Annotated in this window: 22 protein-coding genes and 2 pseudogenes; 10 read left to right on the forward strand and 14 right to left on the reverse strand. The window is 65.3% G+C overall.

Annotated elements, in window-relative coordinates:
• Positions 1-5: 5 nt before the first annotated feature.
• The 9 genes from NH14_RS28200 to NH14_RS28240 are packed head-to-tail and all read left to right on the forward strand — an operon-like array spanning position 6 to position 9,877.
• Positions 6-725: a hypothetical protein gene (locus NH14_RS28200; RefSeq protein ID WP_152617321.1), complete on the forward strand. Its 720-nt coding sequence runs from the start codon at positions 6-8 to the stop codon at positions 723-725.
• Positions 726-1,220: a hypothetical protein gene (locus tag NH14_RS28205; protein WP_035533943.1), complete on the forward strand. Its 495-nt coding sequence runs from the start codon at positions 726-728 to the stop codon at positions 1,218-1,220.
• A gap of 2 nt (positions 1,221-1,222) precedes the next feature.
• Complete coding sequence (locus tag NH14_RS28210) at positions 1,223-1,870, forward strand: hypothetical protein (RefSeq protein ID WP_035533941.1); 648 nt, start codon at positions 1,223-1,225, stop codon at positions 1,868-1,870.
• Positions 1,867-3,951: a hypothetical protein gene (locus NH14_RS28215; protein ID WP_035533940.1), complete on the forward strand. Its 2,085-nt coding sequence runs from the start codon at positions 1,867-1,869 to the stop codon at positions 3,949-3,951. The genes NH14_RS28210 and NH14_RS28215 overlap by 4 nt, the downstream gene beginning before the upstream one ends.
• An 11-nt stretch (positions 3,952-3,962) precedes the next feature.
• The gene (locus NH14_RS28220; RefSeq protein WP_035533938.1) at positions 3,963-4,322 is read left to right on the forward strand and encodes a superantigen-like protein SSL4; all 360 of its coding nucleotides are present in this window, start codon (positions 3,963-3,965) and stop codon (positions 4,320-4,322) included.
• Positions 4,323-4,379: 57 nt separating this feature from the next.
• The gene (locus NH14_RS28225) at positions 4,380-4,874 is read left to right on the forward strand and encodes a GPW/gp25 family protein (RefSeq protein WP_035533936.1); all 495 of its coding nucleotides are present in this window, start codon (positions 4,380-4,382) and stop codon (positions 4,872-4,874) included.
• Positions 4,867-6,315, forward strand: a complete 1,449-nt coding sequence (locus NH14_RS28230) for a baseplate J/gp47 family protein (RefSeq protein ID WP_035533935.1) — start codon at positions 4,867-4,869, stop codon at positions 6,313-6,315. The genes NH14_RS28225 and NH14_RS28230 overlap by 8 nt, the downstream gene beginning before the upstream one ends.
• A 55-nt stretch (positions 6,316-6,370) precedes the next feature.
• Positions 6,371-8,731: a hypothetical protein gene (locus tag NH14_RS28235; protein ID WP_052148542.1), complete on the forward strand. Its 2,361-nt coding sequence runs from the start codon at positions 6,371-6,373 to the stop codon at positions 8,729-8,731.
• Between the two features lie 9 nt (positions 8,732-8,740).
• Entirely contained in the window at positions 8,741-9,877 is a 1,137-nt protein-coding gene (locus tag NH14_RS28240) for a hypothetical protein (RefSeq protein WP_152617320.1), read from the forward strand.
• Between the two features lie 68 nt (positions 9,878-9,945).
• On the opposite strand, the gene tssJ is transcribed toward NH14_RS28240, so the two are convergent.
• The 5 genes and pseudogenes from tssJ to NH14_RS28265 all read right to left on the reverse strand — a co-directional run bounded on the left by tssJ (position 9,946) and on the right by NH14_RS28265 (position 14,142).
• Positions 9,946-10,539: a type VI secretion system lipoprotein TssJ gene (tssJ, locus tag NH14_RS28245; RefSeq protein WP_052148541.1), complete on the reverse strand. Its 594-nt coding sequence runs from the start codon at positions 10,537-10,539 to the stop codon at positions 9,946-9,948.
• On the reverse strand, positions 10,532-11,659 hold the full coding sequence (gene tssG / locus NH14_RS28250; RefSeq protein ID WP_052148540.1) for a type VI secretion system baseplate subunit TssG: 1,128 nt from the start codon (positions 11,657-11,659) through the stop codon (positions 10,532-10,534). The genes tssJ and tssG overlap by 8 nt, the downstream gene beginning before the upstream one ends.
• A pseudogene (locus NH14_RS28255) lies at positions 11,656-12,060 on the reverse strand (type VI secretion system baseplate subunit TssF); the annotation flags it as partial. The gene tssG and the pseudogene NH14_RS28255, both read right to left, overlap by 4 nt.
• Complete coding sequence (locus NH14_RS28260) at positions 11,991-13,031, reverse strand: hypothetical protein (protein WP_035533926.1); 1,041 nt, start codon at positions 13,029-13,031, stop codon at positions 11,991-11,993. The pseudogene NH14_RS28255 and the gene NH14_RS28260, both read right to left, overlap by 70 nt.
• 484 nt (positions 13,032-13,515) lie before the next feature.
• Positions 13,516-14,142: a KPHS_23130 family T6SS system protein gene (locus tag NH14_RS28265; protein ID WP_508613269.1), complete on the reverse strand. Its 627-nt coding sequence runs from the start codon at positions 14,140-14,142 to the stop codon at positions 13,516-13,518.
• Between the two features lie 99 nt (positions 14,143-14,241).
• Here NH14_RS28265 and tssH point away from each other — a divergent pair, with 99 nt between their 5' ends.
• Positions 14,242-16,401, forward strand: a complete 2,160-nt coding sequence (tssH, locus tag NH14_RS28270; RefSeq protein ID WP_508613268.1) for a type VI secretion system ATPase TssH — start codon at positions 14,242-14,244, stop codon at positions 16,399-16,401.
• A gap of 3 nt (positions 16,402-16,404) precedes the next feature.
• On the opposite strand, the gene NH14_RS33930 is transcribed toward tssH, so the two are convergent.
• From NH14_RS33930 to NH14_RS28310, 9 genes and pseudogenes are all read right to left on the reverse strand, one after another.
• Positions 16,405-16,527, reverse strand: coding sequence for a hypothetical protein (locus tag NH14_RS33930; protein WP_269151864.1), 123 nt, complete (start codon positions 16,525-16,527; stop codon positions 16,405-16,407).
• 146 nt (positions 16,528-16,673) lie between these two features.
• On the reverse strand, positions 16,674-17,714 hold the full coding sequence (locus NH14_RS28275; protein WP_084225959.1) for a DNA-binding protein: 1,041 nt from the start codon (positions 17,712-17,714) through the stop codon (positions 16,674-16,676).
• An 81-nt stretch (positions 17,715-17,795) separates the two neighbouring features.
• The gene (locus NH14_RS28280; RefSeq protein ID WP_035534010.1) at positions 17,796-18,140 is read right to left on the reverse strand and encodes a hypothetical protein; all 345 of its coding nucleotides are present in this window, start codon (positions 18,138-18,140) and stop codon (positions 17,796-17,798) included.
• Positions 18,141-18,222: 82 nt separating this feature from the next.
• Complete coding sequence (locus NH14_RS28285) at positions 18,223-18,717, reverse strand: 2-thiouracil desulfurase family protein (protein ID WP_035534008.1); 495 nt, start codon at positions 18,715-18,717, stop codon at positions 18,223-18,225.
• A gap of 49 nt (positions 18,718-18,766) precedes the next feature.
• A complete protein-coding gene (locus tag NH14_RS28290; protein WP_035533923.1) occupies positions 18,767-20,416 on the reverse strand; it encodes a fatty acid--CoA ligase in 1,650 nt (549 codons plus the stop codon).
• Positions 20,417-20,552: 136 nt separating this feature from the next.
• Positions 20,553-21,740 (reverse strand): beta-ketothiolase BktB, encoded by a 1,188-nt coding sequence (bktB, locus tag NH14_RS28295; protein WP_035533921.1) that lies wholly within the window; start codon positions 21,738-21,740, stop codon positions 20,553-20,555.
• 45 nt (positions 21,741-21,785) lie between these two features.
• Positions 21,786-22,958: pseudogene (locus NH14_RS28300) on the reverse strand (electron transfer flavoprotein-ubiquinone oxidoreductase); the annotation flags it as partial.
• A 62-nt stretch (positions 22,959-23,020) separates the two neighbouring features.
• Positions 23,021-24,811 carry an acyl-CoA dehydrogenase gene (locus tag NH14_RS28305; protein ID WP_035535305.1) on the reverse strand — a complete coding sequence of 597 codons (1,791 nt, stop codon included), beginning with the start codon at positions 24,809-24,811 and terminating at the stop codon, positions 23,021-23,023.
• Between the two features lie 367 nt (positions 24,812-25,178).
• A complete protein-coding gene (locus tag NH14_RS28310) occupies positions 25,179-26,183 on the reverse strand; it encodes an AraC family transcriptional regulator (RefSeq protein WP_035535313.1) in 1,005 nt (334 codons plus the stop codon).
• Positions 26,184-26,398 lie beyond the last annotated feature (215 nt).

Genomic DNA, 26,398 nt, shown 5'->3' on the forward strand with positions numbered 1-26,398 from the left:
AGACGATGCACGCAATAGACCTGATATTGGAGCTTCCATCGACAGGCGGTCCGGCCAGCGATCCGACCGGGATCCTCCGTCGCCTCGTGGAGCGCTGGTCCCCGGAGGTCTTTCTGCCGATGGAGTGCCGCGCGGCCGTTTCCGGGGAGCCGTTCTGCTGGCCGCCCTCCGCTTCGCCCGATCGCGACGCCGCCCCCTGGACCGGCGAGACGGTCGCGCAGTGGCCAGTCACGAAGCTTGACGGACATGCCGCAGTGACGCCTGACGTTTTCGATCGCCTTCCCGCCGGAGATCGCTATGCGGTGCAGTTGATCGGCGGCCTGCGCTTCGTCGAGCCGGACGTGTCTGCCGAGCCGGCCTGGTACGGCCGCGTCGCGGCTGTGGACACCGCCGGTCAGCCGCCGATTCTGCTCACGCTTGCCTACGTCAGCCTCCATTGGCAGGCGAACTGGCGCGAGATCCGCCTGCGCTTTCCGATGCTCGGCTACCCGCTGAGCGGCCAGCTCCCGCGCTTCGACGACGAAGGCAGGCCATCCGGCCAACAGCCGACGGACGTGGTGGAGCGCAACCGGCGTAGCGTAATCGAAGCGTTCTCTCACTGCGCGAGCGCCCTCGGTTTCGAGCCGGAGCAAGTGTCGTGGTCGGTGGAAACAGAAGAAGGCACGCCCGCGGCCGTGCACGAAGCGATCGCCGCGTTACTGCAAGAAGCAACCGGGAGGATATAGATGGCCTCCAGCTACCAGAACTACGCGAACATCCCGTCGGCGATCATCTCGGACGGCATCCTGCCGATTCCGATCTGGGCCGTCACGACGATGAAGCTCACAGAGACCTACCACCTGCCGCCGATCGGCTCCACCGGCGCGCGGGCGATCGTGGGCGTGCACGACGACACTATCGACCTGACCGGCGTGCTGGTCGGCATGGAGCGTTTCGCGTGGAAGCTCGCGCTCGAAACGCTGGCCGAGTCGAGCAAGCGCGGCACGGCGCTCGGCTCGTTCACGGGCGGCAAGGTGTCGGGCCTGATCCTGATCACCGCGATGACGATTCGCACCGACATGCAGATCCAGTCGCTGACCTTCACGGCCAGCACGACCAAACGCGAAGCGCTCGACGTGTCGATCCAGCTTGCCTACATGCCGCTGCCCGGCGCGCTCGGCAAGCTGCTCGATCTCGCGAGCGTCGGCGTGGGCGCACTGATGGACGTCGGAGGGAACTGACCATGCCTGCGCCGCCCATCCCCGTCGACCGTTATCTGACGCCCGCCGACCCGCCGGCCGCCCCCGACGGCTTCGCGACGCTCGCGCAGAAAATCATGACCGGCATTCCGCAGCCCATCACGCTCGACGCCGACTTCACCGCCGTGCTCGCGGTGCCCACCGGCCTTGGCGGCGAATGGCAACAGCCAGACCCGGCCGCCGTGGTGTCGGCCAGCACCGTGCAGACGGATCCATGCGATCCGGCCGCCAATCCTGCTGCGAGCGCGCCGGTCTGCAATGTCGAGCGCTCGACCGCGCGGCTGCTGATCCAGCGCGGCGGCACCAACGTGGCGTCGATCCCGCTCACGGCCGGCGCGACGTTCAGCGTGCCCGCCGACGGCGGCGGCACAGCGGGACGTCTCGAAGTATCGGTGCTGTCGTGGGATCTGCGCGCGGGCTCGATGATCGGCCCAGGCGACTACGGCTCGACGCTCACGCTCGCGTGGCGCCGCAACGACACGGGCGTGCAGACCTTCGGGCCGGTGCCGCTCAACCCCTTCCTGCGCCTGCGTCTGCCGCCGAGCATCACGATGCGCTCGGTGGTCAGCCTGAACCTCGCGCAGGCGCTCTACGACCGGCTGCGCATCACGATCCCGAGGGTCTTGCGATGAGCCTCCCGACGCTGTCTGCGAACCAGGTGATGATCGGCAACGCGTCCGGCTGGGCGCTCACGTTCCACACGGAAGTGAACGGCAAGATCTCAACCGCGCCCGCCGTGCTGACCGTGTGCTCGGCCGACTACGAAGCGCGGCTGAGCGCAACGCTGCCGGCCGGGCTCGAAGCCGGCGCATGTTCGATCACGATCGAAGGCATGACCGACGCCGATTACGCGACAATCGCCCAGACCGGCGCGGCGTCGCAGCCGACGGTCGCGCAGCTCTACCTGTATTGGATCGACGCGAACGCGAGCCCGCTGGGCTATCTCGCCAACCTCGGCGGCCTGACCGACACCCTTGGGCGCTTCGATCCTTCGTCGATGGCGTCGTCGCTGGTTTCGGTGCTGCGTATCGTCAAGGTGACGCGCACGGCGGGCGTGCGCCGCTACGAAGCGACCATCGAGTGCAAGGAGCGCGTCTATCAAAACCTCGCGACGATGCGGATCGCGCAGCCGGTGAGCGGCAACAAGCTCAGCGATGCGGTCACGACGATCGGGCAGCGCACGGGCATCGACATCCAGTTGCAGGGCTTCGGCGCCGATGGCTCGATGCCGACGGCGAGCGGCAATTCAAGCGGTAGTGCAACTAGCAGTTCAGGCGGCAGCGCCGGAACGAGTCCCGGCGACGAACAGATATCGATCGACTCGGGCGGCACCTATGCCGCCGCGCTCACGGACCTCGCGACCAGGATGGAGCACGCAAGCGGCAAGTACGGGCGCGGCCTGATGGTGATCCGCAACGGCACGCTCTATTTCGGAGTCCGTCAATTCCCGCTCGATGGCGACTCGAAGCCGCTGACGCTCGGCAGCGGACTGCTCGGCACCGAAACGCTCGACCCGGTGCAAGCCGATCCGGACGCTTCCCCGGACTCGACCACGCCCGCCACCGCCCCTGCCCCCAAACGCCGCCAGTTCAAGCTCACGCTCAAGGGCCGGCCCGATATCAAGCCAGGCGACATGGCGACCTTCGACAGCCCCCCAGACGAAATGAAGACCCAGCCGGGCTTTCTGGATTCGCTGCTCGGCGGCGCGTTCGCCGGTTCGATTCTTCCCGGCATGGGCGCGGACACGATCACGCATCCGGTCAATCTTTACGTGACCTCTGTGACGCACGCGCTCGGCCGGGCGACCGGTTTCGTCACGACCGTAACGGGCGTCGAGATCGCCGACCTGTCGCAGCCGTGGGATACCGCATCCGGCGCGGGCGCACATACGCCGGGCCGCACGACGGGCACCACAGGCGCCCGCTCGGATGGCGCCGCATCGGCAGCTTCCGCGATCCGCCAGGCAGTGCGCGAAGGCGCGCAAACGCCGCGCAGCGTCGACATCGGCGAGGTGCGCGGCTTTCATCCGTCCGGCGGCGGCTCGGCCGAGCCGCCGGGCCAGACCGAGCGTGTGTTTCGCGGCCTCGTGGATCCGGACGGGCGCGCCAATCAGGCCCGGCGCCTCGACATCCGGCGCGATACCCCCGCGCCGCTCGAAGGCGTGAGCTACGCGTCGCCATTCGCGTGGGGCAAATGCGGGCTGGTGCTGCCGCGCTACCCCGGCACGCGCGTGGTGCTCGCGCATCGCAACGGCCGCGCCGAAGATCCCGTGGACATCGGCGCATTGTGGACATCGGGGCACGGGCCGGCATCGCAGCCCGGCGACTACTGGCTGACGCTGCCCGCCGGCGTCGACCAGGGAAACCGCAGCCAGGTGGACGACACGAAAACGCCCGCCGAGTACGCCGGCAAGGTCACGAACGACCTGATCGACGCCGACGGCAACCGGATCATCGAGGTCGGCGAACTCACGGTGCGAGTGGGCAGCGACCATCTCGGGAACGCAGGCAAGCGGCCCGACCGGCCGGAGCAAAAAAACCAGGGCTCGGTGACGATCGAGCACACCAGCGGGCAATCGTCGATCGTCATGAAGCAGGACGGCAGCGTGACCATCACGGCGAAGAACATCACCATCGACGCCGGGGACGGGACCATCACGATGAAAGCGAACAGCGTCGATGTTCAGGTGAAGTCCAACATGAACGTTCATTGAGGAGCATCGCCATGTCTGGAGTGCTAACCACTGCGAGCAACGTGACCTGCGGTCACGCGGGCAACGTATCGACATCGAGCTCCACGAAGCTGCAGGTGAACGGCGCGGCCGTTTTGCTTCAAAGCGGCATTGCGGGCCAGTCGATCGCGGGATGCTCGACGCCGCCCGCTTCCGATGCGTCCGGCCCGACCGCGAAGCCATGCACGACGGTCGCCTCGGTGACCGGCGGCCCCGCTGGCAAGCTTCAGGCCGACAGCCAGCCGGTGATGCTCGACACGCTGGCGGGCACCACGGACGGCATGGTGGCCAAGACCACCCCGCAACAATTGCTCGCGGGCATCGCCGGGCAAACGAAACTCACCGCCAGCTAGCGGCAGACCACAGGCAAGCACACGGACGTACGTCAGGGCACCCCTCAGGGAGGACCGATGACCGACCAACAGAAAGACCCGTTGCGGCGCAGGGTGCTGGGCTGGGGCATTGCGTGCGCCCCAGCCGAAGCCAACGCCGATATCGGACGCGACATCCGCTTCGTGACCACGAACGGCCTGCTCGATCTCGCGTGCGTCGAGCTGATCGACAACCTGGGCCAGTCGCTGTCCATCGCGCTGACCACCGCGCTCGGCAGCGACCTGTTCAACGTCGGCTACGGCTTCGACGGCATCAACGCCATCGCCGAGGAGACCAACCCGGTCCTGATGCGCGAGCGCATTCGCATCGCGGTCATCAAGGTGCTGCGCGCCGACCCGCGCATCCGGCGCATCGTCGACGTCAAGCTCGAAGATGGCCGCCTCGACCCCATCACGGCCGGCAGCCGCATCCTCGATGTGCGCGTAGCGTTCGAGACGCTCTCGGGCGATACGTACTCGGTGAATATCGATCAAATCGCGCTCGGCGCGGGCCAGGTGACGACGAATGGCTGACCAGAACCCCACCAGTATCGACACCGCCGACGTGCTGGCGGTGGACGCGTCCGTGATCCGGACGACCAGCGCGGCCCCTTACGGCGTCACGCCGCAAGGGTTCTACGCGAAGCCGTTCGCGCGACTGCTCGCCGAAAAGCTCGCGCTTGGCCGCGCGCTGTTCGGCACCGACCTCGACCTCACCTCGGGCTCGGTCGTGCGCAAGCTCTTCGAGGTCGCGGCGCTGGAAGACGCCCGCACCTGGACGGCGCTCGGCGCGATCTACGACAACATGTTCGTGGTGTCGGCCGAGGGCCAGGCATTGAGCAGCCTCGGCGCGGAACTCGGCCTGCCGCGGCCCTGGCTGGAGGCGACCGGCAAGATCACGCTGAAGCTCACAGGCACGTTGCCGGCCGGCTTCGCGCAGATCACGATCCCGCGCGGCGCGCGGCTGCTGACACCGGGCGGGCATCACGTCGCGACCGACGAATCGGCGACGATCACCGCCGCGAGCCCGCAGGCCGATATCGCCGTCGTCGCGTTCTACCCGGGGCCTTCGCACAATCTCGACCCAGCTGTCACGGCAGCGGATGGCAGCCATCCGCAGCGAATCGACCGCTGGAATCCGTACGACACGAAGCTCGCCGATTTGCGGGCCGCCGAAGAAGCCGCGAACAAGGAACTCATCAGCATCACGCACAGCGAGAAGCTGACCGGCGGCGAACTGCAATGGCCCGACGCGCGCTACCGCTCGATGCTGCTGCGCGCGCCGCGCTCGATCTGGACCGTCGACGCGATCCAGATCGCGGTGTCGCTCGTGCCGGGCGTGCGCCAGGCGCTGATCCGCGACGCGTGGGGCGGGCTCGACATCAACCAGTCGATCTTCGGAAACTTCAACTTTGTCGAGCGCGTGTTCGGCAGCGAGCGCGACCTCGGGAATCCTTACTATTTCACCGTACTCGTATCGCCCACGGATTCGGCAATCTGGGACGGGCCCGACGGCCTCGAAGCCTCGGTGCTCACGGCCATCGAGGATCTGCGCCCGATCGGTATCTTCCCGCAGGTGCAGCAGGCCGAGCAGATCGGCATCTGTGTGAACGCGGACCTGGTCGTGCGCGGAATTCCGATGCCGTTCGGCTCGAAGGCGTCCGTCAACGCATCGGCTCCGGCCCAGGCGCTGAAGGCGCGGCTCAACGAACGGCTGCGCCGCTACATCGACAGCCTGTCGTTCGGCGAGCCGGTGCGAGTTTCGGAAGTGATCTGGGCCATGATGAGCGAGCCCGGCATCACCGATGTCCAGAACGTCATGCTGCTCCGCTATCCGCCCGCGATGGAAAACATCGACTTCACCCAGGCGCCGACGAACGGCCCCGCCGGGCCCGGCTGCGGTCTGAACATCGATCTGGCGATCAACCAGGTGGCCGATTTCGTGGACACCGCAACGATGCTGACGATCATATGAGACGCGCAACCGCCGAGATGGGCCACGCGCGAACGCTGCGCCGCAAGGAGGCGCCATGGCTGACATTCTGAAGCCCGACCGCTGGGCGGCGGCGTCGCAAGGCAATATGTTCGCGAATCTCACCGCGCCGTTCGCGGGCGGCGCGCAGGTGCGGGACATCGCGTGCGACGCCACGGGCCACGCGGCGATTCCCGACGTGACCCGCGACCCGCTGCTCGTCGTCGCGCCGGCCGCCGCGCTCGGCGCAAGCGGTCTGCAGGTCAGCGCCGTGCTGCTTCCGGGCAACGCGCCGGCAAGCTTCAGCACCGCTGTATTCGCCCCGTGGACCGAAGCTGGCGCGTTCGTGCCGCTCCATCTGCCGACGGTCGATCCGGACGTCCGGACAGCCGCGCCGTTCACGCTCGTGCTCACGCTAGCCGCCATAGCGGCCGATGGCACGACGAGCGCCATCGCCGCCAATCAGATCGCGAACCTGATCCAGCTTCAATTGATCGAAGGGATCTTCGGCCGGCTCCTCTACGCGCTTTCGGCCGAGAAACACACGATCCGACGTCAGGCGCGCGAATTGGCCGCGATGCGGCAACTGGCCGGCGCGGCAGGCGACGCGCTCGACCGCGTGGGCGCGGAAGTGGCCGTGCCGCGTCTCGCCGACCGGCTCGCCGCCGATGCGGGGCACATCGTTCTCCAGCCCTGGACCGATGCCGGCGGCGCACCGGTTCCGGAACCCGACGACAATTACCGTCGCCGGCTCGCCCTGTTCAGGCCATTCCTGCGCGCGACCCGCGCGCGACTCGACGAAGCACTGAACGGCCCCGGCTTGCCCAGCGCGCCCAATGCGGGGCTCCTCGCCGGCCTGGGGGTGCAGGCGCGCTTCCAGATCGACGAACGGGTCAATCCGTTCGCGGTCGCGGTCCATCTGATCAGCACGGGCAGCGACGCGGTGCGCACGAACTTCCTCGCTTACGTTCGCGCGGTCCATCTGATCTGGCCGCAGGACGAGCCGACGGCGAATGGCGTTCATCTGGCGCGGGCGCTGTCGACGGAACGCCGCGCGAGCGTCGAGACCTTGCGCGCGAGCCTGCGCCAGAGCTTCGATTTTCCGGCTCAGGCCGCGCTGGCGCCGCTGCTCGCATCGGCGCTCGATCGTGTCGGGCGCTGCCGGCGCGCGCTCGGCCAGGCCGCGCACTGGAGCGTCACGCGCGCGCAGGATGGCGCCGCGAACAGCCGCTATCAGCTCGGGCTCGGCGTCGACCTCAAGCCGCCCGCAGCAGCAGACCTCGACGCGCTCGCGGCAGCCGTCGCCCACCCGCCGGCCATCGCCGACGCCGAACTTGCGGCGCTCGTGGGCACGATGACGCCGGTATCATCCGCGACCGATCCCGCCGGTGCGTGGTTCCTGAATGCGTGCGGCCTGCAGACCGTCTATGCGGTCGACGCCGCAACGCTCTACGTTTCGCATCTGCCCGCGTTCGGGCTCGTGATCGCCGGGCCGGCCAACGCCGCCGTGAACGCATCGGCCACGCTGCAAGCCGCTTACCAGGCGCCGGGCGACCCGGCGGCGAATGTCGTGATCCACGATGGCCTGGCGGCCACGCTCGCGCAATGGACGGCGTCCGGCGGCACCGCGTGGGCCGCGCTATCGGCCGTCGATGCCACCACCGCATGGAACGCCGCCGCGCCTCACGCGGCGGCCGACCCGCCGCTCGCCGTGTTCCGGGCCGCCGGCCTCGCCGATCTCACGGCGCCCGCGCCCATCGTCGCGCAGCTCGAGGCGCTCCCGCCGGAACTGGTCACCACGATCGCCCTGCCGGCCGCGCTGGCCTCGGCGGTGCTGGCCGGCACGCCATCGGCCGCCGGCGACCTCAAGCGGCTGGTCGGCCTCTTCGCGGCGAACGGACTCGCCTCGGCGCTGCCGCTCACCACCACCGACCACCGCGTAATCCTGACCATCGGTGCAATCGGCCTGCCCGGCGCGGGCGTGAATCTCTCCGATCGCCGCTCGGTCGGCTTTCGCTGGTACACCGTCCCGCTCACGGGCAGCGGCGGCCAGGTCAAGCCGATCGGCAGCCGGACCGTCTTCACCTCCGCAACGGCCGGACTCACGGCGGTCGTGGTGCTCGGCTACGCGCGACGGCCGGGCCTGAATGACCCGTACGAATTCCGCGCCAGCGTGCCGAACGGCACCCTGCTCACGATCCCCCAGTACGAGTACCTGATGAACACGCTCGGGGAGATCCTGCCGATAGGCGTGCTGGTCAATACCTTCACGCTGCGCCAGAGCGGCGTCGACCTGAACGGCGACGGCCACGCCGATCCGCTCCCGCCCAGCGCCGCGCGCACGTTCCGCCCATTCCGGCAAGACCGCCATCGCGGTCTCGTCGTTCCGCCACTGCCCGCCGCCGACACCGGCGCATAGGAGACCGAAATGGCTGTCGATACACTACAACTCGATGGAATGGCGATCTCCGATGTGATGAAGTCCATTCGGGATACGGGCGTTGGCGATTCGGAAGCATCGATCATCCTCGGCAACTGGCTGATCCAGCAAGGCGCGCGGCAGCAGCGCGTCTTCAACTATCAGACCGATTTCCCGGCTGTCGAGACGGACTGCGTCGAGACCTTCACGCCGGCCTTCCACCACACGGACTGGGTGGACGGCGAGAGCGTGGTGCAGGCCCAGCAAACGGCAGGGGAAGAGGGTTTCAACTCGCGCCTGCACAAGATCGAGCAGGACTTTGCAGCAGTGCGCACAGACCTCGGCAAGGTGTTCGCGTGCCTCGCCAACATGCGCGCCGAGATCCGCAGCCTGCTCGACGAGATTCGGACCCAGATCAATCTGATCAACGCAGATCTGTTCAACCTCGCGCAGAGGCGCGCGAGCTACGAGCCGCCGAGCTTCCCCCCGGTGTCCTTCATCCCGCCGTTCGACGCCACGAATGCTCATTTCGTTGGCTCAACGAAGTATTTCGACAAGGACGTCGCCGTCTGGCAGACCAGCCAGGGCACCATCATGCTGCCGAACGTAACGCCGACGCCGTCGAACCCCGCCAGCGATCCGCGCGTGTCGGGCCCCGCGAGTCTCGCGAAGTTCATGTCGTCGAATCCGCAATTCCTCCAGCAATTTGGCGGCAAGACGGTCAGCAAGGCCGACCTGGTCAAGAACTACGGGACGCAAACGCTCGACAACGGCATGACCGTGGCGGACGCCGTGAGCATTCTTCCAGATACAGCTTCGTTTACGAACTCGGACGCGCTGGTGTCAGACCTCTCCGAGCGCCAGGCTGGCGCGATTCGTTCGTCGGGCGGTAGCGACGTCGTTCATGCGGCGCTTGGCGTTCAGGGAGCGGCCGGTGCGGCGTCCAGTGCGCCGGTCACCAACCTGCCCGGCTTGTCATCGAGCGCCGCCGCCGCGTTGAGCAAAGGCGGCATCACCACGATCGGGCAACTGGCGGCCGCCAATCCCACCGATGTCAACAAGGTCCTGTCGACAGGAGGCGTGGCGATGAATTCCGGCGATGTGGCCGCGACGTCGGCGCTGGCAAAGACGTTGACGCATCTTTAGGGCAACGCCGATCAACGAGCCCAACGCCAAGTGCCAGGCATTCAAGACATCGAGCCACACAGCCGGCATCACTTCGATGCAGTTGTGGTAGTCGAAGTAGCCGTGGCGTCATCGGGTGACTGCAGACGGCTCGCCACCAGTTCGAGCTTCAACGGCTTCTCAGGATCGAGGTTCTTTGTCGAGATCACGCGTCGCCATGCACCGTCTGTACCCGGCTGCCTGACGAGTGCGATGATCGCCACGTAGTTCGTCTCCGTTTTCATCGGCTGCGTGAGACTCGACGATGCACCCGGGTTCACGACCACGGCCATGCTGTCGGCGAGATCCTGCGCAAGCACCGTACGGTCGTTCTTGAGCAGATCGTCGTAGGACGCGGCATCGAAACTCTTGCGGTCCCTGAGTTGATAGACGCGCACGGCCACGGAGTTCGCCTTGCCGGCATCATCGAGATTAAGCCCTTCGCGTGCGGCGAGGTCCACGTTGAGCACCTTGACCTTGCGGTAAAAGACGGCGTGCCAGGCCGCCGACGTGGTATCGGATACGCCCTGCCACACGCCACAGCCCGAAAGCAGAACCGTGGGCAGGAGAGCGGGCGCGGCCGCAATGGCGACCGTGATGCTCGCCGCGGCGAGGCGGCGGGAACGGCTGAGAAGTTCAGGCATGGCGAGGTGTCTGTGATGTCGGGAGCGTCAGGTAGGGATTCGGCGCAGGCGCCGGAATGGCTTCGTGCACGCCAAGCGCGATGGTGATCATGCGCTCCTCTTCGGCGGGTAAGACTGTGGTCCAACCGAGACGCGGTGCCGTGGTTTCATGCACCGTGGCGACGGCTGGCGCCGGCACCAGGCGCGTCGACAGTTGCATGCGCAGATGGACGTCGGCCTTCTCGCCGATATAGAGCTGCACGAAGGCCTTTACCTCGCGGTGCAGCCAGCCGCCAGGCAGCAGATCATGCGCCTGCTGCGCGTTGGCCGGACGCAAGGTGACACGCACCGCGCGGCTGCGATACGCGAGGCGCTTGCCGAGCACGTAGCCCGCACCCAGTCCCCTCCGGCAAGCGGGGGAAGTGACCTCGCGAGTAGACCGGCCCGCTGTCGGCCGGGAGGTCAATGGCACCGGCGTACCGGCATTTGCCCGCGCCGGATAAAACTCATCGACGCGCACCTCGACACCCGGGACGGCCAGTGCGATCACCCCCGAGAGCCCCTCCGCCGTGCGCGTATGCTGGATCAGCAGCCCCAGCAGCGCCAGCATGCGTGAATCCGGGAGGCCGGCGCGCGCGGGTTTGTCGCCCCAGCCAAAGCCACCCAGATTGAGCAGGTAGCGCGAATGCTCGTCGGCTCCCCCCGGACGAAAACTCTCCGGGTAGCGATATTTCTTCCAGGCCCGATAGAACAGCGTGACCGTGCGATGGTTGTACTGGTCGAGAAAGGCCTCAACCGCCTCATACCCTTCCTCGCGCAACGCGATGTCGTCGATCAGGTGCGGCGGCATCGCCGCGTCCACGCCGTACAGTCCCATGAAGGTCGTGCGGATGGTGGGCGGCGCGCCGGGGCGTTCTTCGTCGAATTCGATCGAGGCGATCTCGCCCGCCGGAAAACCCATGCGCGGGCGCGGACGGAATCGCACAGGCTCGCCAGCAAGCCCGTCCTGCGTGCCGAACCCGGCACCATCGGGCATGCGCTGCTCCAGCATCCGGCATAGCTGCATGAAGCTCATGCGCGGCGCTCGCGCGAGCAGTGACGCAACCAGCGGCTCCAGTTCGGGCCAGTCTGCGCGTTTCATAGCGGCACCCTGTACGTCTTGCTGCGCGGCCAGAGCGTGCGCGTCTGCGATGGCAGACTCACGATCGACAGTTTCGTGAAGAGATTGATCTCAGCGTAGAGTTCGAAAAAGCGATGCAGCATCTCGCCGAAAAGCATGACGTCGCCCTCGCCCGCAAACGCGTGCGAGTCGAGCGTCACTTCGATCAGCACACCGCGCTCCACCGAGCCGCCCGACACTTCCTCAAGCAGTTCCTGCGAGACCCAGAGAATGCCGGCGAGACGCCGGCTGTTCAGCTCGTCGTTGGTCCAGTCGTAGAGCGCGAGCGCGCCGCGCAACACCTCGGCGTTCATCATCGAAAGAAAGTTCGGCGCCAGATGCGAGAGCACACGCCACTGGAAGCGGTCACCGGTGGGCGGGTACCCGCCGCCTCGCGTGCCCGGAACAACGGAGCAAAGACGAGTCCGTGGACGGCATGCCTCCAGTAACGCGACTGGGCGATCTGCGCAACCAGCGCGATCAGATCCGTCCGCCGCTCGTCGATGTGGCGCGAGAGCAGCGCTGGATAACGGTCCGCATGACTGTTGATCAGGCGCGCCACTCCGGCATCGGCGAGGTTGTGCGACAGGCTGCGCAGCGAGCGGTCGACGTCTTCTTCATGCACGCGCGGCGCCGACCAGGTAAAGCCAATGGGATCGTCGGGAATCGTGGGATCCCCTTCATCAAACTCTGTTGCGTTCAGCAGATAGACAGGTGCCGCCCAACGCAATGCACGCGCATGACGGGCAAGACGCTGGGCCAGCCTGTCGGCTTCGGCCCGCATGCGGGGACCGTCATGCGCGCGCGCTACAGCCACAATGGCATCCACGGGACACCGGCGTCGCAGGCGGCGAATCTGGCCAAGCCACTCCGTTTCAAGCGTATCGGTGGTCTGGGTGGCATGCAGCAGGACGATGTCTCCCGTGAACGCGTATCCTTTTTCGGTCAGCCCCGGCGCGATCCGCTTGACAAGCGGCGTGTCGCCCGCGATGACGATCCAGCGCTCGCGGTAATTCCAGCGCCACCCATGGCGATCCCGCAGGCCGCTCCGCAGCGCTGCCGCCCGTGTACGCTCTGCTGATGTAGCGTCATCAGGTTGCCCGGAAGACAGATTCAACTGTTGCAGGACCCAATATCGGACTCGCCTTGCGGCCACGGCCGGGCGCGACGAAGCATCGAAACTGAACCACAGGAACAGCAGAACAAAGACGATGCAAAGAGCGACAATCCATCCAGCACGCTTTTCGGCAGAATGCAGACCCAGCCATGAGTCGCCCCTGAACCAGATCAGCAATCCGGGCAGGACAACCAGTATGAGGACGCTCAGAACGTCGATCCGGAACTTGCGCAGCATATTCTGATAAAAACTGAAAAGTGATTTCCGATATTCCGGTAGCAGCCAACCCCCTTCATTTACTGCTGCCGGGGAGATTGACGCGTTGCCCGTCGCATTCGCTCAGCAATCGACGTAAGACGAGTTTTGCGAGGGAAGCAGACGTGGTGGTGGATCGCATTTGCACACACAAAGGTCATCGCTGAGTGCACCCTCCCTTCCGTCTGGCCCCTTGTTCGGCCAGCGCGGCCCGTCGCACACGATACGCCCCATCGACTGGCATTCAGGACACCAGACATCATCCTGCTCATAAGCCTGCTCACGATCGCCGACCCTGTCTTTGGGATCGCCTCCCATCACAGTCCCGTCTGCCGTTGTTCGGTCGCCTTTCAGAATGTCATACCTGCGGACCAAGATTTGCCCTCCCAAGTTGCACCTGGAATGGAGCGTCGTATCGCTCCGCTATGACCACCATGCTCATCGGATCGCTCGCACAAGGTTTGCTCTACTTGACGTTTCGAATGACCGAAAAGCATTCGCCACCTTTACCCGCTGTCACAACGAGTTGCGGCGCGTTTTCCTCGACAACTGATCGGGTCGCACACGCTACGTTAAGCCACGGCGCAACCTCCCCTGCATTGCCGACCAGGTAGTCGATGCTGGTGAGCTTCGTAGCAATACCCGCCTGAACTGTGGCTTTGGTTGCAGCATTCGCCGAAGATGCATCAAGTCCACCTTGCCAGATCCGCTTGACTTCACCTGGCTCGACGCGTCCCCACTGCAAGGCACGTGAGAGGGCTTCGTTGACTGAACAATTAGCCATTCCATTCGGTCGATGTAGCATGACGGCAGGCGCGAGATTGAACCTTCGGCATGCAGCTTCAGGGACGAGAAGAAGCCCAACAACTGCTTCCGCACTTCCGTCAGGTGGAAGCGCCTGATGAACCGCATTCAGCCGGACGCCGACCAGAAGCCTTGCCTCCTCATCGAGCCTCCGGTTGAGCCGGTCAAGCCACGCATCCACATACATGAGATCGGGAGTCTCCGGCAGGATGCGGGCCAGAGCCGGCCGAAGATCGGACGTCGCCCAGTGTCTTTTCCAGATAGCCAGTGCGTCGTCTGTATTCGCGATGCCGGGTAACCATTAGCCCCCGAGGCAGCCGCTTCGGGATTGTGATGCCCGGCATCCTGCCCCGGGCGTAGTAAGCAGTACGAAACAGGAGTAGTGAATATGGCGATTCCGTCCTATATGTGGCTCAAGGACGACGGCGGCGCGGACATCAAGGGTTCGGTGACCGTCCAGGGGCGTGAGGGCACCGTGCCGAACGTGATCCGTGACGTGCGCATCCTCACGCTCGATCTCGGCCTCCTGCAAGCCGGCGCCGGCGTAAAGGGCGAATTCGAGCAGCGCCTGAAAACCGTCATCGACGAAGTCCAGGCTTCGGCCGTGCCGATCCTGCTCTTTATCGACGAAGCCCATATGCTGATCGGAGCCGGCAATGCCGCGGGCGGCGCGGATGCGGCCAACCTGCTCAAGCCCGCGCTCGCGCGCGGCGAGTTGCGCACGATCGCGGCCACCACCTGGTCGGAATACAAAGAATATTTCGAGCGCGACGCGGCGCTTGAGCGGCGCTTCCAGATGATCAAGATCGAGGAACCCGACGATGAAGCCGCCTGCCTGATGCTGCGCGGCCTGAAAGAGCGTTACGCCACGTACCACAACGTACACGTGCGCGACGAAGCGCTCGTGGCCGCCGTCAAGCTCTCGCGACGCTACATTCCCGCGCGCCAGTTGCCCGACAAGGCCGTCGATTTGATCGACACCGCGGCCGCGCGCATACGCATGGGACTCGAATCCCCACCGTCCGAGTTGCAGCGCGCACGCGCTGCGCTCGCCGCGATCGAGCTTGAACGCGCCACGCTCGAATCCGATCGCCAGGCGGGCATCGACGCATCGCCTGAACGCTGTGAAGCGCTGGACACGGCGCGCCTAAATGCCCAGGCGGCGCTCACCGCGCTGCAAACACGCTATGACACCGAGCTCGTGCTCGTGCGCGCCATTCAGGCCCAGCGGGAAACAGCGCCTGAAGCGCGCAACGCGGCGGAACTCGCGCGCGCACGTGAATCCCTCGCCCACGCCCAGGGCAGAACCCCGCTGATCTTCGCCGACGTCGACGCCCAGGCGATTGCGCGCGTCGTGGCCGAATGGACGGGCGTGCCCGTCGGCAACCTGGTCGAGGATGAAGTACAGAGCCTGCTTACCCTCGAAGCGCAACTGGGCGAACGCGTGGTGGCCCAGGATGATGCACTGGGCGCGCTGGCCGAGAGTCTGCGCACCGCCAAGGCGGGGCTCAAGGGCGAAGATGCGCCACTGGGCGTGTTCCTCCTCGCCGGCCCCTCGGGTGTAGGCAAAACCGAGACTGCGCTCGCACTCGCCGACGTGCTGTTCGGAGGCGAAGCGGCGCTCACGACGATCAACATGGCGGAGTATCAGGAAGCACACACGGTTTCACAGCTCAAGGGCTCGCCGCCGGGTTACGTTGGCTACGGCCGCGGCGGTGTGCTCACCGAGGCTGTGCGCCAGCGTCCTTACAGCGTCGTGCTGCTCGACGAGGTGGAGAAGGCCCATCGCGACGTCCAGGACCTGTTCTACCAGGTATTCGACCGGGGCACCATGCGCGATGGTGAAGGACGAGAAATCAATTTCCGCAACTGCGTGATCCTGATGACATCCAATCTAGGCAGCGCGCAGATCATCGAGGCTGTGCTCGACACGCCGCCAATCGCGCAGACGGCGCTACTGGACGCCATCCGGCCCGAACTGCTCGCGCACTTCCAGCCGGCGCTGCTCGCGCGATTCCGGACACTGGTGTACCGCCCGCTCGACGTCGATGCACTCGCGCGTATCGTGCGCCTGAAGCTCGCGAAGGTGGCCACGCGCCTGCTGAGGCAACACGAAATCTCGCTGGCCTGCGACGACTCGCTGATCGGGGCCATGGCGCAGGTGTGCCTCGACCGGCATTCGGGCGCGCGTAACGTCGACGCGTTCTTGAACCAGCAGGTGCTGCCCGCCGTGTCGCGCGAGCTGCTCACGCGCATGGCCAGCGGAGTCCAGCCGGCACAGATTCGCCTGCCCGATCTCACGAACATCTACAAGGCACTGCCGGCTTCGGCGCATCAACTGCGTGACCAGATGCAACTCACCCTGGTCAAGTATGAGCCGCGCATCCGCTCGGTCGACATCACCATCCTGGAGAACAAGGATCCCGGCGTGCTGGTGAGCTTCGAGATGACCTGCCATCTCAGCAAGAAAGGTCTGGTGCGCTTTGGTACGTACTTCGAACCACCCGGAAGACTACGTCTGCAGCATCGCAGTGTCGGACTGGATTAGTCTTCAGCGTGGCGTCTGCTGATAGACCAGTTCCCACTGGTGGAAAGCCATTGAGCAGCAAACGCAACGGCGCACCCGCGTACGCGGCGACGGCGCCTTGCCATTGGCGGGAACGGTATCGGACATCCTTGGCATCTCCTCGCCTGGATTCGGATGCCGATTACACGGCGAAGCTGTGGCTCCATGAGTCGGCCCAGTAAAACGCATTCACCCAGGGCCAGCGCGCGAACCCGGCCTATGCTAGATTCGCGCCGCAGTTTCACTTTCTCGCGTCACTTTCTCGCGATCGTCTTGCGTGCGGGGCGCAGCGGCTTCGCCGGGGTATCCGCGGAACGCCCCGTGCGCCGCTGCACGCGCTGTGCCGGCGCCGCACCGGCGGCCTTGCCCGTACCACTGCCCTCACCTGCCTTCTTGCGCAGCGCATCGAGTTCCCGCGTCTGCGCCGCATGCGCCGCGCGCAGCGCCTCCAGACGCCCTTCCTGCATGCCCGCCTGGTGCCGCAAATCGCCAAGCTGCCCCTGCAGCGATTGAATCTCCGCCCGCGCGCTTTCTTCGGCCCGCGCAGTGCGTTTGCTGGACGCCTCGAGTTCGCGCTGCAAGCGCGCACTGGCCGAGCGCTCGCGCTCGATTTCAAGCAGCGCGCGCTTTTCCGCGGCCTGCAAGCGGGTTTCGGCCAACTCCGCTCCGGCACGAAGCTTGTCGAGTTCGACGGCGAAATCGGCGCGTGCCTGCGCGAGCGCGCCATCGCGCTCACGGCCATCCTGCTGCAGCCGCTCGACTTCGCGCTCCAGCGCGTTGCGCGTGGCGGCGGCAGCGGCCTGTGCCTGCTCCAACTCCTGGATACGCACCTGCGCCGCGAGCAATGCGCTCGTGCGTTGCTCGAGCGCCGTCTCGGTGCGCGCGAGATCGCCCTCCATGGCGGTAACGGATGCCTGGGCCGCCTGTCGCGCCTGCTCGACCTCTACGCGCAGCGCCTCCAGCGCGTCCTGCGCGGCTGCCGTGGCGCGCGTCCAGAGCGCGGCCACAAGTTCGCCCGCCGCGCCCTGCAGTTCTTCCGGCAAGTCCGCGTGCTCGATGCGCACGCGGCTTTTCTCGCGCAACTCGGCCCAGAATTCGGACAGCACCGCCGTGGGCGTGCCCATGCTGCCCCGCCGCACGAGTTGATAAAGCCGGTTGGCGGTAGGCGTAACGCCGAAACGAAAGAACAGCAGCGCGCACACTTCGCGATAAAGTTCGCGGGTTTTGGGAAATTCGCTCTTGAGCCGCTCGATTTCGGCGGCAAGACGGACTTCATCGAGCGTGGCGTCGGACATGGCGAGAAGGGGCAGAATCAATTCGATGGTGAATAATACAACGTAAAACGTTGAATTCCTACCTCACGCTGGCGAACAACATCAAGGCTTTGGAAGATCAGGATCCGCGTGAATCAATGCCCCCAGCTTTTGCCGCTCCAGCGCGAGTTCGTCCACGCCAGATGTCGGCCAATCGAGCGCCACGCCGTTGGCGAGCGAGTCGCGAACCAGCGTCTGATACCGCCAGTCGCTGATCCGTCCGTGATCCATCGCATCAGAGATTTCACGCCGGAACGCAACCGGAAAGCTCGTATAGGCACGCGACAACGCCGCGTACTGCCTTGCATCGACTTCCTTCGAGGAGGGCACCGCAGCCCAGATAACGACTGCCACAATTGCTGTGAACGGAATAGCGGTGTAGCGAAGAACGAATTTAATCGGTGTCATCAAGCGCCAGGGGATCTCATTGCGAGCGATGATTGTATTCGCCCCAAGATCGGTGCCAATTACGTCTGGCTGAGTTTGGGAATCAGCCTTCGCGCGCCAGCCGCGCATTGAGTGCGTCGATTTCCGAATCCGCGAAGACTTCGATGCCGTGCTGGCGCAACAACGCAGCGGTCACCCCTGCCCCGGCGCGGCGCTGGCCCGAGAAACTCCCGTCGTGGATGAAGCGGCTGCCGCACGATGGACTCCCGTCGATCAGCAATGCGAAGCGGCAATCGTGCTCGCGCGCGAGTTCCAGCGCCGCCTGCGCACCGGCGAGAAAAAGCGCGGTGACATCGGCGCCCGCGACGTCGACCACGCGCGCCGCGCCCGCAAGGACAGCCTCGCCCGACTGTGCGCGGGCAATTTCGGCGGCCGAACGAGGCACGCCGAATCCCCCGCTCAACTCCGGACAGACGGATACGACGCGCCCCTCGCGCCGCCAGGCATCGAGCGCCGGGTGGACGAGCGTTTTTGCCGCGCCGTTATAACGTACCGGACTGCCGAGCAAGCACGCGCTTACCAGTATTTTTCGAGTCATCGCGAGTTGTCGTGCTTCATCGTGCGTCTTCGCGAACGAAGCCGTCACCTCAGTCGAAGTTCTCGCGCAGCCACTTCTTGTTCATCTTGCCCACGCTGGTCTTCTCCAGCGCGTCGACGAACTTGACGACTTCCGGCACCGCATACTTCGAGATCTGCCCGGTTTCGCTGAAGCGCAGGACATGCTGCTTGATTTCGTCTTCGCTCACCGGCGCGCCATACTCCGGACGCAGCACGACCACGGCCGCCGGGCGCTCGCCCCACTTCTCGTTCTTGATGCCGATGACCGCCACTTCGGCCACGGCGGGATGCTGCGAGATCAGGCTCTCGATCTCCAGCGACGAAACCCACTCGCCACCCGACTTGATCACGTCCTTGATGCGGTCCGTGATCTGCAGATAGCCATCCGTGCCGATGCGCGCCACATCCTGCGTATGCAGGTAGCCGCCCTCCCACAACTGCTCGGAGGCTTCGGGATTGTGCAGATAACCCTGCGTGAGCCAGGGCGCGCGCACGACCACTTCGCCGCTCGCCACGCCATCGTGCGGGAGATCCTGCATTTCGTCGTCGACGATGCGCAGGTCCACGAGCGGCACCGGAAGACCCGTGCGGCAGCGCAGACTGACTTCCTCGTCGATGTCGCGAGGCTCGGCGGCTGGCTTCAACTGCGCCAGCGTGAGCAACGGACACGTCTCGGACATGCCGTAACCCGTGAAGACATCGATGCCGCGCTCCAGCGCGGTGCGCGCGAGACCATGCGGCAGCGCCCCGCCGCCGATCACGACCGTCCATTTGCTGAAGTCGGCAGTCTTGGCCTGCGGGCAGCTCAGCAGCATGTGCAGAATCGTGCCCACGCAATGCGAGAAGGTCACGCCTTCGTCGCGCATCAGCTCGACGATCCGGTCCGGCACATAGCGGCCCGGATACACCTGCTTCACGCCCATCACGGTCGCGATGTACGGGATGCCCCAAGCGTGCACATGGAACATCGGCGTGAGCGGCATGTAGACGTCGCCGCGATGGAAGCGCTGGCCCGATGCGGGGCTCGCCAGCGCCGCCATTCCCGTGATGGTGTGCAGCACCAGTTGCCGATGCGAAAAATACACGCCCTTGGGCAAACCCGTGGTGCCCGTGGTGTAGAACGTCGTGGCGCGCGTGTTTTCGTCGAAGTCGGGGAAGTCGAAGCGCGTGTCGCTGGTCTCGAGCAGATGCTCGTACTCATCGGCGAATTCGATCCCGGACGAGGCCGCCCCATTGCCTTCGTCGTCGATCAGCACGATCGCGCGCACGTGTTCGAGCTTGTCGCGAATCGCCGCCAGCACCGGCAGGAAATCCGCGTTGACGAGCAGCACTTGTGCGCCCGCATGATTGATCGTATAGGCGATCTCGGCCTGCGAAAGACGAATGTTCACTGTCTGCAGCACGGCGCCCATCATCGGCACTGCAAAGTAACATTCCAGATAGCGATGGCTGTCCCAGTCCATCACCCCGACCGTGGTGCCGTGCTCCACGCCAAGCCGTTGCAGGCCGTTCGCGAGTCGCGCGATGCGCTCCTGAAGCTGGGTGTAGGTCATGCGGACCTTGCCCCGGTAGACGATCTCCTGATTCGGCGCGTGCGCCATCGGCGTGCGCAGCAGATGCTTGATCAAGAGGGGGTAGGCATAAGCCGATGACATTGCTTCGCTAGCCTGGTCGTGCATGGCGGTCCCTAACAGTCGGTGTATCAATCACAAGTCGCAACTACAAAGGCGCGCCGCGTTCAATCGACGAGGCGCGCCGGCACTATCGATGCGTTTTCGAGTCCTTATCGAACCCGTTTTGAACCCGCTCTGAACCTTAAGCGAGGTTCTCGAAGATCGCCGCAATGCCCTGGCCGCCGCCGATGCACATCGTCACCAGCGCATAGCGACCGCCGATGCGCTGCAACTCGTGCAGCGCCTTCACGGTGATCAGCGCACCCGTCGCGCCAATCGGATGACCGAGCGAGATGCCCGAGCCGTTCGGGTTGACCTTGGCCGGATCGAGGCCGAGTTCCTGCGTCACCGCGCACGCCTGGGCCGCGAAGGCTTCGTTGGATTCGATCACGTCGAGGTCTTCGACGCGCAGGCCCGCGCGCTGCAGCGCGAGGCGCGAGGCCGGCACTGGGCCAATGCCCATGTGCAGCGGATCAACGCCCGCGTGCCCGTACGCCACGAGTCGCGCCATCGGCTTGACGCCGCGCTGCTCGGCAGCTTCGCGCGACATCAGCAGCACGGCCGCGGCCGCGTCGTTGATGCCCGAAGCGTTGCCGGCCGTCACGGTGCCGTTCTCTTTTGCGAAGACGGGCTTGAGCTTCGAGAAGTCTTCGATCGTTGCGTCGGTGCGCAGATGCTCGTCGGTGTCGAACACGACTTCACGGCCCCGCACCTTTTGCGTAACGGGCACGATCTGGCTCGCGAAACGGCCTTCGGCGATCGCACGCGCCGCGCGCTGATGCGATTCGAGCGCCAGCGCATCCTGACGCTCACGCGAAATGTCGAACTTGCGCGCGACGTTTTCGGCGGTCACGCCCATGTGCACCGTATTGAACGGGTCGTGAAGCGCGCCGAGCATCATGTCGACGAAACGCGCGTCACCCATGCGTGCGCCAAAGCGCATGTCGGGTGCGGTATACGGCGCGCGGCTCATGTTCTCCGCGCCCGCACCGATCGCGACATCGGCGTCGCCCAGCAAAATGGTCTGCGCAGCCGAAACGACGGCCTGCAAGCCCGAGCCGCAGAGGCGGTTCACGTTGAAAGCCGGCGTCGACTCGGGAATGCCCGCATTGATGGCCGCAACGCGCGAGAGATAGAGATCCTTCGGCTCGGTGGTGATCACATTGCCGAACACCACGTGGCCCACGTCTTCGGGCTTGACCTCGCTACGCGCGAGCAGCTCGCGCAGCACGATCGCGCCGAGCTCGGTGGGCGCGAAATCCTTCAGGCTGCCGCCGAATTTGCCGATTGCGGTTCGCACACCGCCTACCACCACGACTTCTTTGCTCATTTGCGTTCCTTGTTCATTGGCTCGCTCGCGATTACGCCACGGGCATTACATATTCGGATAATTGGGGCCGCCGCCGCCTTCGGGCGTGACCCACACGATGTTCTGCGTCGGATCCTTGATGTCGCAGGTCTTGCAGTGTACGCAATTCTGCGCGTTGATCTGCAGGCGATCCTCGTCTGAATCGACTTTGACAAATTCGTAAACACCTGCCGGGCAGAAGCGCGCTTCGGGTCCCGCATAGGTTTTCAGGTTGATGCCGACCGGCACCGTTGCGTCTTTCAACGTCAAATGCGCGGGCTGATTCTCTTCGTGATTCGTATTGGAAATAAACACCGAAGAAAGGCGGTCGAACGTGAGCTTGCCATCGGGCTTCGGGTACTCGATGGGCTTGCATTGCGACGCCGGCTTGAGCATCTCGTGATCGCGGTGCTGGTGATGCAGCGTCCACGGCACATTGCCACCCAGCAGCTTCTGTTCGACACCCACCATCAGCGTGCCCAGGTACAGGCCCTTGCTCATCCACTGCTTGAAGTTGCGCGCCTTGTGCAGCTCCGTGTAAAGCCACGACTGCTTGAACGCTTCCGGATAGGCCGCGAGTTCATCGCTTTGACGGCCGGCCTGCACCGCGTCGAACGCCGCTTCCGCTGCCAGCATGCCGGTCTTGATCGCCGCATGGCTGCCCTTGATGCGCGCCGCGTTCAGGAAGCCCGCATCGTCGCCTACGAGTGCGCCGCCCGGGAACACGAGCTTCGGCAGCGACATCAGACCGCCCGCCGTCATCGCGCGTGCGCCGTACGAAACGCGCTTGCCGCCTTCCAGATACTTGCGGATCGCCGGGTGCGTCTTGTAGCGCTGGAATTCCTCGAACGGCGAGAGGTACGGATTCTGGTACGCAAGGCCGACGACGAAACCCACCATCACCTGGTTATTTTCAGTGTGATAGAGGAACGAGCCGCCGTAGGTGTCCTTTTCGAGCGGCCAGCCCGCCGTATGGATCACGAGGCCCGGCTTGTGCTTGGCCGGATCGATCTCCCACAGTTCCTTGATGCCGATGCCGTACACCTGCGGATCCGCGTCCTTGCCGAGCTTGAAATGCTCGTTCAACTGGCGGCCAAGATGACCCCGGCAGCCTTCGCAGAACAGCGTGTACTTGGCATGCAGTTCCATGCCGAGCTGGAAGTTCTCGGTAGGCTCGCCATCCTTGCCGACGCCCATGTTGCTGCGATCAAATCGTTCGTATTCATGCTGCGTTTCCTGTTTCGGCCGGCATCAGGCCGGTATCAGAACTGCTCTTCCGTGAGTGCCAGCACGCCCTGCGCGCCGCGTGCACCCAGCGCTGCCGTCGCGAGGCCATTGGCCTGCGAGAGGACATGATCGCCATAGAACTGCGCCATGGCGATCTTCGCGCCGTAAAACGACGGATCGTCGGCGAGATTGCGCTGCGCCGCGAGCAACGCGCGCCCCTGCTGCCAACCGCACAGCACAATGCCCGCGAGTTTCAGATAAGGAACGCTGCCCATGAACGTGCCGTTCGGATCGCGCTTGACGTTCTCGATCATGAAGTCCACGACTCGCGAGAGTGCCTGCGCGCCTTGTTCAAGTTGCGTGCGCAACGAAGCGGCTTCCGCGCCATCGGCCTGGGCGAGCGATTCGATCGTCTTCGCCACTTCGCCGAGCAGCGCCTTCGCGACCGCGCCGCCGTCACGCACCGTCTTGCGGCCGATCAGGTCATTTGCCTGGATTGCCGTGGTGCCTTCGTAGATCGCGAGAATGCGTGCGTCGCGATAGTGCTGCGCCGCGCCCGTTTCTTCGATGAAGCCCATGCCGCCATGCACCTGCACGCCAAGGCTCGTGACCTCGTTGGCCATCTCGGTGCTCCAGCCCTTCACGATCGGCACGAGGAATTCGTAGACCGCCTGATGATACGCGCGCACGGCTTCGTCCGGATGACGATGCGCGACATCGCAGTGACCCGCCGCGACATAGGCGAGCGCACGCGCGCCCTCGGTCATCGAACGCATGGTGGCGAGCATGCGGCGCACGTCGGGGTGCTGCACGATGGTCACCGACTGCTTCGCCGAGCCATCCACCGGACGGCTCTGAACGCGCTCCTTGGAGAACGCCGCCGCCTGCTGGTACGCACGCTCGGCAATCGCCACACCCTGCGTGCCCACGCCGAAACGCGCCGCGTTCATCATGACGAACATATATTCGAGGCCGCGATTCTCTTCGCCCACGAGATAGCCGATCGCGCCGCCGTTGTCGCCGTACTGGAGCACGGCCGTCGGGCTCGCCTTGATGCCCAGCTTGTGTTCGATCGATACGCAATGCACGTCGTTGCGCGCGCCGAGGCTGCCGTCTTCGTTGACGAGGAACTTCGGCACGATGAAGAGCGAAATGCCCTTCACGCCTTCGGGTGCGTTCGGCACGCGCGCCAGCACGAGGTGGACGATGTTCTTCGCCATGTCGTGCTCGCCCCACGTGATGAAAATCTTCGTGCCGAAGACGCGGTACGAGCCGTCGGCCTGCGGCTCTGCGCGCGAGCGTACGAGAGCGAGGTCGGAGCCGGCCTGCGGCTCGGTCAGGTTCATCGTGCCGGTCCACTCGCCCGAAATGAGCTTCGGCACGTAGCGGGCCTTTTGCTCTTCGGTGCCGGCGGTCAGCAGCGCCTCGATCGCGCCATCGGTCAGGAGCGGGCACAGCGCGAACGACAGGTTCGCGGCGTTGACCATTTCATTGCAGGGCGTGCCGATCAGCTTCGGCAACTCCTGGCCGCCGAACTCGGCGGGGTGTTGCAAACCCTGCCAGCCGCCTTCGGCGAACTGCTCGAACGCCGCCTTGAAGCCCGGCGAGGCCGTGACTTCGCCGTCATGCCAGCTGCTCGGCGTGCGGTCGCCTTCCACGTTCAGCGGCGCGAGCACTTCCCCGCACAGCTTCGCCGCTTCCTCCAGCACCGCCTGGGCGGTGTCGAAGCCGGCATCTTCGAAACCGGGCAAGGTGGCGACTTCGTCGATGCCGGCCAGCTCTTTCAGCACGAACAACATGTCTTTGACGGGGGCAGTAAAGCTCATGGCGAACCCTTTTTAACGCGTGGATCTCGGGAGCCGCGGCGCGTGCTGGCTGTGGAGCCGGCGCACCAGAGGCGATGTCCGTTGGATCGTAGCCGCAAAACCCGCCCGCGAAACTGTCCAAACCGGCCCATCTAGTGACAAATCTTGCCACGCCCCGCCGGATTTCGCTGGGAAGTTCGGGGGACCAGGGTTGAACCTGGTGTCTTCGGCGCACACGCCCCCCTGACGGCGGGGGGCCATTTCCGGCGTGAAATCCGCATGGAGACCGCGTTGGGGTTCAGTATCGGGTCGGTGCGTATCGAGTGCAAAATCGGACACTCGAGCAGCAGGAATCGCACCCGCGACTGTTCAAACCTGGACGCGCTCTTCAGGGCCGCCCGCGATAGGTGCCGGGCGTGCTGCCGGTCCAGTGACGAAAGGCGCGATGAAAGGCGCTGGGATCGTCGAAACCGATATCGGCGCCGATCGCGGCGATGGTGTCCTGCGTATCGGTAAGGCGCTGGATCGCCACGTCGCGCCGCAAGTCGTCCTTGAGCACCTGAAACGACGTGTCTTCGGCCGCGAGCCGCCGGCACAGCGTGCGCACCGAGCAATGCAAATGCATGGACGCCGCCTCGATGGTCGGCAGATCGGGCAGCGTGCTGGCCAGATACTGGCGCACCTGATGGCTCACGAGTTGCTCGCTGAAGGACTCGAAAATCCACTCGCCGGGCGAGCGCTCGAGAAACTGCCGGAGATTGCGCTTGCTCTGCCGAATCGGCATGTCGAGGTAGGCGGCGCTGAAGCGGAACAGCGCAGTCTCGCAGCCGAAACGCACCGGGCAGGAGAAGAAGTAGCGGTGATCGAGCGCGTGCGGCTGCCGCGCACAAGCCAGCTCGACCTGCAGCAGCGGGATCTTCTGGCCGATCAACCAGGACGACACGCCGTGCGCCAACTTGAGCATCAACTCCTGGCCGAGCGGACCGATAGGCCCGAACGCGGCATGCGGGCGCAATTCGACCTGGGCCACGAGTTCGCTGCGGCGCGATTCGAGCCGGAAGTCGTCGAGCACGATATGGAAGAACTGGCCGAAGCGATGCAGCGCAGTTTCGAGGTTGCGTGCATCCAGCAGGCTCAGGCAGAGGAATTTCAGTGTGCCGCTCCGAAACGGGCGGCTGAAGATGCCCGGCATTTCGTCGTCGAGCTCGATGGCGAGCAAGCGGTAGAGCGTGGAGAACTGCTCCTCCGTCACGCGCGCGCCGAGTTCGTCGAGCAGTTCGGCGGGAATGCCGGCCTGCTCCAGATAGTGGCCAACGACTTCCGGCCGCGCCTGGGCGGCAGCAAGAAAACCGCGTACGAGAGAAATAGGGACTGTCGAGCCCGTGAGTTGCATGCGTGAATAAGCGGCCAGGCGGCCGGACCAGAATTGAATTGTCTTGTTGGGTGCGCTGCAGCGCAAACCAGCATGATACTTCCGATCCGCGCCTTGCCATTGAGCGGCTCGCACGCGGCGGCGCCTGCGAACGACGCGGTCACCAACAAACTGCCCCGCGCAGCAATGTACCTGTACCATCGAGGCCTCGCGCGCACCATGGCGCGGACTCGTAC

This window comes from Paraburkholderia sacchari, from assembly GCF_000785435.2.
GTDB lineage: Bacteria > Pseudomonadota > Gammaproteobacteria > Burkholderiales > Burkholderiaceae > Paraburkholderia > Paraburkholderia sacchari.

Bases quoted from the DNA above. Each gene is read 5' to 3' on its own strand.
- NH14_RS28260 (WP_035533926.1), bottom strand. From the start codon at position 13,031: ATGCTGCGCAAGTTCCGGATCGACGTTCTGAGCGTCCTCATACTGGTT.
- NH14_RS28280 (WP_035534010.1), bottom strand. From the start codon at position 18,140: ATGACACCGATTAAATTCGTTCTTCGCTACACCGCTATTCCGTTCACA.
- NH14_RS28205 (WP_035533943.1), top strand. From the start codon at position 726: ATGGCCTCCAGCTACCAGAACTACGCGAACATCCCGTCGGCGATCATC.
- NH14_RS28290 (WP_035533923.1), bottom strand. From the start codon at position 20,416: ATGCACGACCAGGCTAGCGAAGCAATGTCATCGGCTTATGCCTACCCC.
- NH14_RS28235 (WP_052148542.1), top strand. From the start codon at position 6,371: ATGGCTGACATTCTGAAGCCCGACCGCTGGGCGGCGGCGTCGCAAGGC.
- tssG (WP_052148540.1), bottom strand. From the start codon at position 11,659: ATGAAACGCGCAGACTGGCCCGAACTGGAGCCGCTGGTTGCGTCACTG.
- NH14_RS28210 (WP_035533941.1), top strand. From the start codon at position 1,223: ATGCCTGCGCCGCCCATCCCCGTCGACCGTTATCTGACGCCCGCCGAC.
- tssJ (WP_052148541.1), bottom strand. From the start codon at position 10,539: ATGCCTGAACTTCTCAGCCGTTCCCGCCGCCTCGCCGCGGCGAGCATC.
- NH14_RS28285 (WP_035534008.1), bottom strand. From the start codon at position 18,717: ATGACTCGAAAAATACTGGTAAGCGCGTGCTTGCTCGGCAGTCCGGTA.
- NH14_RS28200 (WP_152617321.1), top strand. From the start codon at position 6: ATGCACGCAATAGACCTGATATTGGAGCTTCCATCGACAGGCGGTCCG.
- bktB (WP_035533921.1), bottom strand. From the start codon at position 21,740: ATGAGCAAAGAAGTCGTGGTGGTAGGCGGTGTGCGAACCGCAATCGGC.
- tssH (WP_508613268.1), top strand. From the start codon at position 14,242: ATGGCGATTCCGTCCTATATGTGGCTCAAGGACGACGGCGGCGCGGAC.
- NH14_RS28310 (WP_035535313.1), bottom strand. From the start codon at position 26,183: ATGCAACTCACGGGCTCGACAGTCCCTATTTCTCTCGTACGCGGTTTT.
- NH14_RS28230 (WP_035533935.1), top strand. From the start codon at position 4,867: ATGGCTGACCAGAACCCCACCAGTATCGACACCGCCGACGTGCTGGCG.
- NH14_RS28240 (WP_152617320.1), top strand. From the start codon at position 8,741: ATGGCTGTCGATACACTACAACTCGATGGAATGGCGATCTCCGATGTG.
- NH14_RS28225 (WP_035533936.1), top strand. From the start codon at position 4,380: ATGACCGACCAACAGAAAGACCCGTTGCGGCGCAGGGTGCTGGGCTGG.
- NH14_RS28220 (WP_035533938.1), top strand. From the start codon at position 3,963: ATGTCTGGAGTGCTAACCACTGCGAGCAACGTGACCTGCGGTCACGCG.
- NH14_RS28305 (WP_035535305.1), bottom strand. From the start codon at position 24,811: ATGAGCTTTACTGCCCCCGTCAAAGACATGTTGTTCGTGCTGAAAGAG.
- NH14_RS28215 (WP_035533940.1), top strand. From the start codon at position 1,867: ATGAGCCTCCCGACGCTGTCTGCGAACCAGGTGATGATCGGCAACGCG.
- NH14_RS33930 (WP_269151864.1), bottom strand. From the start codon at position 16,527: ATGTCCGATACCGTTCCCGCCAATGGCAAGGCGCCGTCGCCGCGTACG.
- NH14_RS28275 (WP_084225959.1), bottom strand. From the start codon at position 17,714: ATGTCCGACGCCACGCTCGATGAAGTCCGTCTTGCCGCCGAAATCGAG.